Origin of the sequence: Shinella sp. AETb1-6 (genome assembly GCF_009826875.1) — a bacterium.
GTDB lineage: Bacteria > Pseudomonadota > Alphaproteobacteria > Rhizobiales > Rhizobiaceae > Shinella > Shinella sumterensis.
Genome location: NZ_WUMM01000017.1, coordinates 32,331 through 44,110 on the forward strand (window position 1 = coordinate 32,331; position 11,780 = coordinate 44,110).

The following is an 11,780-nucleotide window of genomic DNA, read 5'->3' on the forward strand; positions in this document are numbered from 1 at the left end:
CCCGCGAACTGGACTTGTTCCCGTTTTGTGCTATTGCCATGGGCAACTGATACCGGAGAAGAAGTCCTGATGGCGAAAGGCCGCACTCAATTCGTCTGCCAGAACTGCGGCACCGTGCATTCCCGCTGGGTGGGAAAATGCGAGGGCTGCGGCGAGTGGAACACCGTGGTCGAGGAAGACCCGATGGGCGGCATCGGCTCGGGGCCCGGCAAGGTGCCGAAGAAGGGCCGGCCCGTCGCGCTGACGGCGCTCTCCGGCGAGATCGAGGAAGCGCCGCGCATCCATACCGGCATCGCCGAACTCGACCGTGCCACGGGCGGCGGCTTCGTGCGCGGCTCGGCCGTGCTGATCGGCGGCGATCCCGGCATCGGCAAGTCGACGCTGCTGATGCAGGCCGCCGCCGCCCTCTCCCGCCATGGCCACCGCATCATCTATGTCTCGGGCGAAGAGGCCGTGGCGCAGGTCAGGCTGCGTGCGCAGCGCCTCCAGGCACACCAGACCGACGTGCTGCTGGCCGCCGAGACCAATGTCGAGGATATTCTCGCCACCATCGGCGAAGGCAAGCGCCCCGACCTCGTCATCATCGATTCGATCCAGACGCTGTGGAGCGATACGGCGGAGGCCGCGCCCGGCACGGTAACGCAGGTGCGCACCGGCGTGCAGGCCATGATCCGCTTCGCCAAGCAGACGGGCGCGGCCATGGTGCTGGTCGGCCATGTCACCAAGGAAGGCCAGATCGCGGGACCGCGCGTCGTGGAACACATGGTCGACGCGGTGCTCTATTTCGAGGGCGACCGCGGGCACCATTACCGCATCCTGCGCACCGTGAAGAACCGCTTCGGCCCGACGGACGAGATCGGCGTGTTCGAAATGTCCGACAAGGGCCTGCGCGAGGTTTCCAACCCCTCCGAACTCTTCCTCGGCGAGCGCAACGAGAAGGCGCCGGGTGCGGTGGTCTTCGCGGGCATGGAGGGCACGCGGCCCGTGCTGGTGGAGGTGCAGGCGCTCGTGGCGCCCACATCGCTGGGCACACCGCGTCGCGCCGTCGTCGGCTGGGATTCGGCGCGCCTTTCGATGATCCTCGCGGTGCTGGAGGCCCATTGCGGCGTGCGGCTCGGTCAACACGACGTTTACCTCAATGTGGCGGGCGGCTACCGCATCTCCGAGCCGGCGGCGGACCTTGCGGTGGCCTCGGCGCTGGTTTCCTCGCTTGCCGGTCTTGCCCTTCCCGCCGATTGCGTCTATTTCGGCGAAGTCAGCCTGTCGGGCGCCATTCGTCCGGTTGCGCACACCGCCCAGCGCCTCAAGGAGGCGGAAAAACTGGGGTTTTCGCAGGCCCTGCTGCCCGCGGGTTCAGCCGAACTGCCCAAGGGCACCGGCAGCCGCTGGAGCGAGATCGAAGGCCTGCCGGACCTGGTGGCGCGCATCGCCGGATCGAAGAGTGCCCTCAAGCGGGAAGACGAGGACGTCTGACGGCCTTCGGCAGCGGGTCAATGCCCTGTGGGAAACACGGGTTTGAAGCGTGCCGAACCGGGACGGCGAAGACGCCTTCCGCTAATGTGCGCTTCGCACGGGGCGGGCCTGGCGACATTTCGGGTTTGGAGTAGGACGAACATGCCCATCACAATTCTCGACGGTATCGTCATCGGCGTTGCGCTGTTCTCCGCCGTGCTGGCGATGGTGCGCGGCTTCTCGCGCGAGGTTCTCTCCGTCGCAAGCTGGGTCGGTGCCGCGGCTGCCGCCTATTTCCTCTATCCCGTCCTTCTGCCCTATGCGAAGGACTATACGACGAGCGACACGGTCGCCATGGTCGGCTCCGCCGCCGCCGTCTTCCTCGTCGCGCTCATCGTGATCTCCTTCATCACCATGCGCATCGCCGACTTCATCATCGACAGCCGCATCGGCGCGCTCGACCGCACCCTCGGCTTCCTGTTCGGCGCCGCACGCGGCATCCTGCTCGTTGTCGTCGCCATGCTGTTCTTCAACTGGCTGGTGGCGCCGCAGCAGCAGCCGTCCTGGGTCACCACCGCCAAATCCAAGCCGCTGCTCGACAATCTCGGTTCGCGCCTCATCGCGCTGCTGCCGGAAGATGCCGACGCGACGATCATCGACCGCCTGCGCGGCAAGCAGACCGACGGCGCCACGGAGGAGCCGGACGGCGCGGCCGGTGGGACCAACCAGGCGCCTGCCGAAGAGACGCCCGCGACGAACGGATAAGACATCAGGGGAGCCGCCACTCGCGAAAATTGACGAAGGCAGGCTCCCCGTTTTTTGTTAGGATGAAGAACCGCCACTGATGCTCCCGGGCCTCGGTGGCAAATGCTTTAGGCCATACCCATATGGGGCATGGCCGGAGTGGTGAAGACCCCCGTGCAACCTCCCAGGTTCCGAGCAAAGGCTTGCAGCAATGAGCGATTTCCTCTTCCCCGGCCGCCACGACGACGATCTCGACGGCGATACGCTTCACGAGGAGTGCGGCGTGTTCGGCATTCTGGGCCATCCCGATGCCGCGACGCTGACCGCGCTCGGCCTGCATGCGCTCCAGCATCGCGGCCAGGAGGCGGCGGGTATCGTCTCCTTCGACGGCACGCAGTTCCACACCGAAAAGCATATGGGCCTCGTCGGCGACCATTACACCAATCCGGTGACGCTGGCGAAGCTGCCCGGCAACATGGCGATCGGCCACACGCGCTACTCCACGACGGGGGAAGTGGCCCTGCGCAACGTGCAGCCGCTGTTTGCGGAACTGGAAGTCGGCGGCATCGCCGTCGCCCATAACGGCAACTTCACCAACGGCCTGACGCTGCGCCGCCAGCTTATCGCCGGCGGCGCCATCTGTCAGTCGACCTCGGACACCGAAGTCGTTCTCCACCTCATCGCCCGCTCGCGCTACACCAACACGACCGACCGCTTCATCGACGCGATCCGCCAGATGGAAGGCGGCTATTCGATGCTCGGCATCACCCGCACGAAGCTGATCGCCGCACGCGACCCCACGGGCATCCGCCCGCTGGTCATGGGCGAACTCGACGGCAAGCCGATCTTCGCCTCGGAAACCTGCGCGCTCGACATCATCGGCGCCAAGTTCATCCGTGACGTCGAGAACGGCGAGATCGTCATCTGCGAAATCCAGCCCGACGGCTCCATCACCATCGAGGCGCGGAAGTCCGGCAACGCGCAGCCGGAACGGCTCTGCCTGTTCGAATATGTCTATTTCGCCCGCCCCGATTCCGTCGTCGGCGGCCGCAGCGTCTATGTGGCGCGCAAGAACATGGGCATCAACCTCGCCAAGGAACACCCGGTCGAGGGCGACGTCGTCGTGCCCGTGCCTGACGGCGGCACGCCCGCGGCCCTGGGTTACGCCCAGGAGAGCGGCATCCCGTTCGAATACGGCATCATCCGCAACCATTATGTCGGGCGCACCTTCATCGAGCCGACGCAGCAGATCCGCGCCTTCGGCGTGAAGCTGAAGCACTCGGCCAACCGCGCGATGATCGAAGGCAAGCGCGTCATTCTCGTGGACGATTCGATCGTGCGCGGCACCACCTCGCTCAAGATCGTGCAGATGATCCGCGACGCCGGCGCCAAGGAAGTGCATGTGCGCGTCGCAAGCCCGATGATCTTCTATCCCGATTTCTACGGCATCGACACGCCGGACCGGGACAAGCTGCTGGCCAACCAGTATGCCGACGTCGACGCCATGGCGAAGTATATCGGTGCGGATTCGCTGGAATTCATCTCCATCAACGGTCTCTACCGGGCCGTCGGCGGCGAGGATCGCAACCCGGCCCGTCCCCAGTTCACCGACCATTACTTCACCGGCGACTATCCGACACGCCTCCTTGACAAGGAAGGCGAGACGATGGGACGGAAGGTCTCGGTTCTGGCAAGCAACGGATAATTGAAGACAGCATGAGCATCGACCTGAAAGACCGCATCGCGCTGGTCACCGGCGCGTCGCGCGGGATCGGCTATTTCACCGCCCTCGAACTGGCCAAGGCCGGCGCCCATGTGATCGCCTGCGCCCGCACCGTCGGGGGACTGGAGGAGCTGGACGATGCCATCCAGGCCGCGGGCGGCTCGGCCACGCTGGTGCCCTTCGACCTCGCCGACATGGCGGCTATCGACAAGCTCGGCGGCTCGATCTTCGAGCGCTGGGGCAGGCTCGACATCCTGATCGCCAATGCCGGCGTGCTCGGCACCATCTCGCCGATCGACCATGTCGAGGCGAAGGTGTTCGAGAAGGTGATGACCATCAACGTCACGGCGACGTGGCGGCTGATCCGCTCGGTCGCGCCGCTGCTCCTGAAGTCCGATGCCGGCCGCGCCGTGCTGCTCTCCTCGAGCGCCGCGCACAAGTGCAAGCCGTTCTGGGGGCCCTACTCCGCCTCCAAGGCCGCCGTCGAGGCGCTGGCCCGCACCTGGGCCGGCGAGACGCAGCGCACGGCGCTGCGCATCACCTCGTTCGATCCCGGCGGCACCCGCACGGCCATGCGCGCCCAGGCCATTCCCGGCGAAGACCCTTCGACGGTGCAGCATCCCTCCGAAGTGGCCAAGGCCATCCTGCCGCTCGTCTCGCGCGACTATGCCGAGACCGGCAAGCTGTTCGACATGCGCCAGGGCCGTCTTGTGGACTACCGCCTGCCGGAGTGATCTTCAGCGTCATCGCCTGGAGCCCCCCCTCTGCCCTGCAGGGCAGAGGGGTGTCACCGCGCCCTACTCCACCACCGTCCTCACCTCCACCGAAAGGCCCGGCGCCAGGTATTGCGACAGGTCCTGCCCGTCGTCGATGGCGATGCGGACGGGGATGCGCTGGGCGACCTTGGTGAAGTTGCCGGTCGCGTTGTCGGGCTTGATGACGCTGAATTCCGAGCCGGCGGCCGGCGAGAAGCGTTCGACATGGCCCTTCAGCGTGGCATGGCGGAAGGCATCGACCGTCACCTCGACCGCCTGCCCCGGCTTGATATAGGCGAGCTGGGTTTCCTTGAAATTGGCGATGACCCAGGTATCGCGCGGCACGACGGCCATGAGCTGCGTGCCGGCGGCGACATACTGGCCGAGCTTGACGCCGACCTCGCCGACCGCGCCGTCACGCGGGGCCGTGATCACGGTATTCGAAAGGTCGATGCGCGCGAGCTCCACCGCGGCCTCGGCGCCGGCGACGGCCGCACCCAGCGAATCGCGGCCGACGATGATGGTCTGCAGATCCTGCTTCGACACTTCGAGATTGGCCTGCGCCTGCGAGACGGCGGCCTCGGCCTGGTCGAGCGTCGTGCGGCTCTGCTCCAGATCGCTCTGGGTCGAGATGCCCTTGGCGGACAGCTCCTCCACGCGGTTCCAGTTTTCTTCCGCCCGTCGCTTGGCCGATGTGGCGCCGCCGAGCGCGGCTTCACTGGCGCCGATGCGGGCCTTGGCGGCATTTTCCTGCTGCTGCGAATTGGCAAGCGCCGCCTTCTGGCTGGCGAGCGTCGCCTCGGCCTGGGCGAGCTTCTGGTGGTAGATGCGATCGTCCAGGCGGACAAGCACCTGCCCCTGCTTGACGCTCTCATAATCCTTGACCGCGACCTCCGTGACGTAGCCGGGAAGCTGCGGGCTGATCAGGGTGACATAGCCGCGCACATAGGCATTGTCCGTCGTCTGGACTTCGCTGGCAAAGGGCGGCAGGCGCCAGGCATAGGCGACGACGACGATGCCGACGATGCCAAGGACGACGGCCAGCGCCGTCGCGGTGTTGCGAATATACTGTTTCATAGGATCAGGCCTTTGCGGCGGCTGCGCCCGAAACGGCGCCCGCCTCTTTAATACGGACATAGATTCGGTGAATGGCAAGCGCGATGGCGGCGGCGACGGCCAGAAGCGCGATGACGAAGAAGGCATCGTTGTGTGCAAGCACGTTCGCCTCGCGGGTCACCTGCTGGCTGAGCAGCGCCACCCCTTCGGCCTTCAGCATGGCCTGATCGGTGATCGTGCGGCCATAGGCGGCGGAAAGCTGGGCGATGCGCGCGGCGACCAGCGGGTCGGTCAGCGTCATCGCCTGGGCGAGAATGTTGGAATGGAACTTCTCGCGCAGCGTGATGAAGGAGCCGAAGATCGCGGAGCCGGCAAGACCGCCCAGGCTCTGCGTGGCGAGGAAGACCACGATGAAGCTCAGGATGTATTGCGGCCCCTTGCGCAGCGCCATGGTGAAACCCGCGGCGATGGCGGGCGGCAGGAAGAGGCCGCCGCCGGCGGCGATCATCGCCTGGCTGAGATACATGTCGTGCGGGCGCGTCAGGTTGGTGGCGTGGCTGTCGAGCCAGGCGCCGACGCCGATCAGCATGAGCGCCACCATGTGGATGGCGGGCTCGCGGCTGGGCTTGAGGATCGCCGCGCAGACGAGACCGCTCGCCAGCGTCGCCAGCGCGACACAGGAATAGAGGCCGGTCAGCTGGTCGTTCTGCAGGCCCATGATCTGGAAGAAGTTGCTGGCCACCGCCGTCTGCTCGGCCAGCATGAGCCGGAAGAGAATGAGCACGGCGGCGAAATGCATCACCTCCCGGCTGAAAAGCCAGCGCAGGTCGATCAGCGGCGTCGCACGGTTGAGTTCGAGGACGGCCGCGATGGTCAGCGCCGCGATCATCACGACGGCCAGCACGCCGATCCACTCCGCCTCCAGCCACCAATAGGTGCGGCCGACGGCGAAGATGACGGCCGCCGAGCCGAAGCCGACGGCGATGAAAAGGTAGCTGACGATATCGAGCTTCTCGATGACCTTGGCGCGCGGCAAAGGCGTCAGCGGCAGGAGATAGATGGCCGCGAAGGCCAGCATGGCGAGCGAGAGTTCGAGATAGAGCAGCGCCCTTACCCCGCCGATGTCGATCAGAAACGGCGAGACGATGCGGGTCAGGGGCGCGGCGAGCGCGATATTGGTGAGCGCCAGCGAGATGCCGATGGTCAGCTTGCGCGCCGGGGAGAAGGCCTCCAGCATGTAGAGGAAGCCGAGGGTGGACAGCGGCGCGGCCGCCATGCCGGCGAAGAAGCGCAGCACGATGGCCGAATGCAGGTCGGTGATGAAGATGTGCATCACCGACACGACGAGGAAGACGGCAATGCCGAGTTCGGCGAAGTTGCGCAGGCCGTACTGGTTGCGGATCTTGACGAGGGCGATCGACAGCGAGGCGTTCGGCGCCATATAGGCCGCGACCAGCCAGACCGCCTCGGTGCTCGTGGCACCGAGCGGGCCTTGCAGCTGCGGCAGATTGGCGGCGACGAAGTTCATGCCGAAGCCCTGCGTCATGGCCAGCAGCGTGGATGCCACCATGTACAGGGCGGCCCGGCCGGGCGGCATGGGTGGCGGCGCCGGCGGTGCGGCCGCCGGCGTTGCCGGCTCGGCCGGCTCGTCCAGCTCATCGCTTGGGGAAACCGTGCTCATGCCTCGACGCTGTCCCGGCAGCTCCTGGCGATGTTGTCCGACATGGTCGCGAAGACTTTCACGGTGACCGTCATGTCCGCGGTGGAAATGTCGGCAAGCACGTCCGCCCGCAGCGAACGGGCGAGATCGAGCACCTCGCCGGCCATGCGCGCGCCGTGCGGCGTCATGACGATCTGCTTGGCGCGGCGGTCGCCTTCCACCGACTGGCGCTCGATGAAGCCCTGCTTTTCCATCCCGTCGAGCAGGCGCACCAGCGTCGGCGTCTCGATATCGAGTTCGTCTGCCAGTTCGCGCTGGTTGAGCTGGGAGCCGCGCCCGAGAATCATCAGGGCGCGGGCGCGCGGCAGGGTCAGGCCCCTCTCCTTCACGCGCGCATCGAACAAGGCGCGCATCTTGCGCTGGACACGGGAGAGGTCGTCGAGGAGGCGTTCACGCGGATCGGTCGTCGTCATCTTGCTAGCCTAAATATTATTAGCTTACTATCTATTTGCTTGCTAGTTAATCCAGGACATGACAAAAATCAAGCCCCGCCCAGAGGACTGGACGGGGCTTGCGGCAAGCTCACGTAAAAATGATTGCGGGCGTCAGTGACCGTCGGTTTCGGGGAACTCGCTGGCGGCCGGGGTGACGGGTGCCGACCAGCCGCCATACTTGCGCTTCCAGGACCGGGCGCCGAAAGGCAGCGTCACGAGATAGGCAAGGACGGTCACCACCATGGTTTCCCAGGTGAAGCTCATCAGCGTCGCGACGTAGAGCACGACGAGCAGGATGCCGGGCAGCACCAGATCGCGGCGGATGCGGCTGCCCTCGGACTTGCCCGACCAGACCGGCAGGCGACTCACCAGAAGGAAGCCGATCACCACGGTGTAGCCGGAGGCGAGGAACGCGAAGAGCGGGCTCGGGGGCACGCCGAGGAAGCCGATATAGACAGGCAGGAGCACCAGCATGGCGCCGGCCGGGGCTGGCACGCCGACGAAATATTCGCTCTGCCATTGCGCCTTGGTCTCGCGCTCGGCCATGACGTTGAAGCGCGCAAGGCGCAGGCCCGCGGCGATGGCGTAGATCAGCGCCGCGATCCAGCCGAAGGAGCGGGCCTGATCGAGGATGAAGACATAGAGCACCAGCGCGGGCGCCACGCCGAAATTGACGATATCGGCCAGCGAATCCATCTGGCCGCCGAATTTCGAGGTGGCCTTCAAGAGCCGCGCCACGCGCCCGTCGATGCCATCGAGGAAGGCGGCGAGCAGCACCATGCCCACGGCGAGTTCGTAGCGGTTTTCGAAGGCCAGCCGGATGCCGGTGAGGCCCGCGCAGATCGCGAGCACGGTGATGACGTTGGGAATGACGATGCGCAGCGGGATTTCGCGCAGGCGCGGTCCGCGGGCCTCGTCGTTCGGGCCGTTGGGCTCATAGGGCGGAAATGGCGTTTCCATCGGTTTCGCTCGTTCGATACAGTGAATAATCAGCGGCGAATAGCGAATAGGGAGTAGCGAATAGAGGAAGACAAATGATGCGATCCCTATTCGCTATTCGTTATTCGCCTCCAAACTCCTATCCCCTGCGGCTCACCACCGGCCCCTTGGCAGAGCCGAATTCCGCCAGCACGGTTTCACCGGCAATGGCCGTCTGCCCGACGCTGACGCGCGGCTGCGCGCCGGCCGGCAGGAACACGTCGAGGCGCGAGCCGAAGCGGATGAGGCCGAAGCGCTCGCCTGCGTCGAGATGATCGTTCATCGTGCTCCAGCACAGGATGCGGCGCGCGACGAGGCCGGCGATCTGCACCACGCCGATTTGACCATGCGCGCTTTCGATGACGAGGCCGTTGCGCTCGTTCTCCTGGCTCGCCTTGTCGAGATCGGCGTTGAGGAATTTCCCGGCGCGATAGGCCACGCGCGTGATGCGGCCGCGCATCGGCGCGCGGTTCACATGGCAGTTGAAGACGTTCATGAACACCGAGATGCGCAGCATCGGCTGGTCGCCCAGCTCGAGCTCCACCGGCGGCGTCATCAGGGCGATGGCCGAGACGCGACCGTCGGCCGGGCTGATGACGAGGTCGTCGTCCTGCGGGGTCAGGCGCTCGGGATCACGGAAGAAATAGGCGCACCAGGCGGTCAGCACGAAGCCGATCCACATCAGCGGCGTCCAGAGCAGCCCCAGCAGAAGCGAGACGACGAAGAAGCCGGCCACGAACTTCCAGCCCTCCCGATGGATCGGCACCAGGGTGCTGCGGACTGTATCGACCAAACTCATCTTCGACATCTCCTGACAATTTCACGCCATCGACCTAGCGTGAAATGGCGATGGGGGCAATGTTTTAGGACGTGGGATTAAGCGGCAGGCAGTCGCGAATAGCGAATAGCGAATAGCGAATAGCGAGAAAGGTTCTTTCCCTATTCGCTATTCGCAACTTCCTATTCGCTCATTCTCACTCCGCCGCCGGCGCACCGCGCACGACAATCCCGAGATCGTCGCTTTCGCGCACCTGCTTGAGGCGTTCCTCGGCCTGGACGGCCTCGCGCTGGCGGTTCCACATGGAGGCGTAGAGGCCGTCGTCGCGCTGCATGAGTTCGCCATGGGTGCCGCGCTCGGCAATCGTGCCGTCCTTCAGCACGATGATCTCGTCGGCGGAGATGACCGTGGACAGGCGGTGGGCGATGACCAGCGTGGTGCGGTTTTTCGAGACGATGTCGAGCGCCGCCTGGATTTCCTGCTCCGTGCGCGTATCGAGCGCGGAGGTCGCCTCGTCGAGGATGAGGATGGGCGGGCTCTTCAGGATGGTGCGCGCGATGGCGACACGCTGCTTCTCGCCGCCGGAAAGCTTCAGGCCCCGCTCGCCCACCATCGCCTTGAAGCCCTCGGGCAGCTGATGGATGAAGGGGCCGATCTGCGCGGCCTCGGCGGCAGCGACCACCTCTTCCTGGGTCGCATCCGGCCGGCCATAGCGGATGTTGTAGGCGATCGTGTCGTTGAACAGCACGGTATCCTGCGGCACCATGCCGATGACATGGCGCAGGCTCTTCTGCGTGACGTCGCGCACATCCTGCCCGTCGATGGTGATGGCGCCCTCCTGCACATCGTAGAAGCGGTAGAGCAGCCGCGACAGCGTGGACTTGCCCGCACCCGACGGGCCGACGACCGCGACGGTCTTGCCGGCGGGCACGTCGAAGGAAACGCCCTTGAGGATCGGCCGCGCGGGATCGTAGGCGAAATGCACGTCGCGGAAGGAGATGGCGCCGGAGGAAACGACCAGGTCGGCGGCGCCAGGCTTGTCCTGCACCTCTTCCTCCACCTCCAGGAGATCGAACATCTGCTCGATATCGGTCAGGCCCTGGCGGATTTCGCGGTAGACGAAGCCGATGAAGTTGAGCGGAATGGCCAGCTGGATGAGCATGGCGTTGATGAAGACGAAGTCGCCCACGGTCTGCTCGCCGCGCTGCACGGCCATGGCCGACATCGCCATCATGGCCGCCATGCCGACGCCGAAGATCAGCGCCTGGCCGAAGTTCAGCCAGCCGAGCGAGGTCCAGACCTGGGTCGCCGCCTTCTCGTAGCGTTCCATGGACTGGTCGAAGCGGCGGGCCTCCATCTCCTCGTTGCCGAAATACTTCACCGTCTCGAAGTTCAGGAGCGAATCGATGGCCTTGGTGTTGGCCTCGGTGTCGCTGTCGTTCATCGAGCGGCGGATGGAGATGCGCCAGTCGGAGGCGCGCACCGTGAACCAGATGTAGAGCCAGACCGTGACGGCGGTGACGAGCAGATATTGCAGCCCATAGCCCCACCAGAAGATGGCGGCCGTCATGAGGAATTCGATGAAGGTCGGCACGCTGTTGAGGATCGTGAAGCGCACGATCGTCTCGATGCCCTTGGTGCCGCGCTCGATGACGCGCGACAGGCCGCCGGTGCGCCGCTCCAGATGGAAGCGCAGCGAGAGGCGGTGCAGGTGCACGAAGGTGCGGTAGGCCAGCTGGCGGACCGCATATTGCCCGACGCTGGCAAACAGCGCATCGCGCAGCTGGTTGAGGCCGGCCTGAAGGATGCGCGCGCCGTTATAGGCAAGCACCAGCATGACGGCGCCAAGCATGAAGACCGGCAGCAGGCCCACGACGTCCGGCTTGCCGTTCAGCGCATCCGTCGCCCATTTGAAGAAATAGGGCACGAGCAGCAGCACGACCTTGGACGCGAGCAGGAAGACGGAGGCCCAGACCACCCGCATCTTCAGGTCCGGCCTGTCGGAGGGCCACATATAGGGCCAGAGATTGACCAGCGTCCGGAGCGGATTGCTGCTGTCGGCCGAAACCGTCTTTTTCGTTGTCGTCGCCACGCTGGCCTCCGCCGAACCGCGGTCGGCGGTTCGATCTTACATGCTGGA

Annotated in this window: 10 protein-coding genes; 4 read left to right on the forward strand and 6 right to left on the reverse strand. The window is 65.5% G+C overall.

The annotated features are described in order from the left end of the window. Positions 1-69 precede the first annotated feature (69 nt). From radA to GR158_RS22335, 4 genes are all read left to right on the forward strand, one after another. Entirely contained in the window at positions 70-1,473 is a 1,404-nt protein-coding gene (gene radA, locus GR158_RS22320; RefSeq protein WP_160872653.1) for a DNA repair protein RadA, read from the forward strand. 141 nt (positions 1,474-1,614) lie between these two features. Continuing rightward, complete coding sequence (locus GR158_RS22325; protein WP_134649821.1) at positions 1,615-2,217, forward strand: CvpA family protein; 603 nt, start codon at positions 1,615-1,617, stop codon at positions 2,215-2,217. A 190-nt stretch (positions 2,218-2,407) separates the two neighbouring features. Next, on the forward strand, positions 2,408-3,901 hold the full coding sequence (purF, locus tag GR158_RS22330) for an amidophosphoribosyltransferase (protein ID WP_134649820.1): 1,494 nt from the start codon (positions 2,408-2,410) through the stop codon (positions 3,899-3,901). A gap of 11 nt (positions 3,902-3,912) precedes the next feature. After that, positions 3,913-4,653, forward strand: a complete 741-nt coding sequence (locus GR158_RS22335; protein ID WP_134649819.1) for an SDR family NAD(P)-dependent oxidoreductase — start codon at positions 3,913-3,915, stop codon at positions 4,651-4,653. Between the two features lie 63 nt (positions 4,654-4,716). Here the strand turns inward: GR158_RS22335 and GR158_RS22340 are convergent, their stop codons facing one another. The 6 genes from GR158_RS22340 to GR158_RS22365 form a co-directional block, all read right to left on the reverse strand. Then, positions 4,717-5,751, reverse strand: coding sequence for an HlyD family secretion protein (locus tag GR158_RS22340; protein WP_160872654.1), 1,035 nt, complete (start codon positions 5,749-5,751; stop codon positions 4,717-4,719). Between the two features lie 4 nt (positions 5,752-5,755). Beyond that, complete coding sequence (locus tag GR158_RS22345) at positions 5,756-7,327, reverse strand: MFS transporter (protein WP_230640057.1); 1,572 nt, start codon at positions 7,325-7,327, stop codon at positions 5,756-5,758. An 80-nt stretch (positions 7,328-7,407) separates the two neighbouring features. Further along, a complete protein-coding gene (locus GR158_RS22350) occupies positions 7,408-7,863 on the reverse strand; it encodes a MarR family winged helix-turn-helix transcriptional regulator (RefSeq protein ID WP_160872655.1) in 456 nt (151 codons plus the stop codon). Between the two features lie 132 nt (positions 7,864-7,995). Beyond that, a complete protein-coding gene (pssA, locus tag GR158_RS22355) occupies positions 7,996-8,844 on the reverse strand; it encodes a CDP-diacylglycerol--serine O-phosphatidyltransferase (protein WP_134649815.1) in 849 nt (282 codons plus the stop codon). 118 nt (positions 8,845-8,962) lie between these two features. Then, on the reverse strand, positions 8,963-9,661 hold the full coding sequence (locus GR158_RS22360) for a phosphatidylserine decarboxylase (protein ID WP_134649814.1): 699 nt from the start codon (positions 9,659-9,661) through the stop codon (positions 8,963-8,965). Between the two features lie 175 nt (positions 9,662-9,836). Further along, positions 9,837-11,732 (reverse strand): ABC transporter ATP-binding protein/permease, encoded by a 1,896-nt coding sequence (locus tag GR158_RS22365; RefSeq protein WP_160872656.1) that lies wholly within the window; start codon positions 11,730-11,732, stop codon positions 9,837-9,839. Positions 11,733-11,780 lie beyond the last annotated feature (48 nt).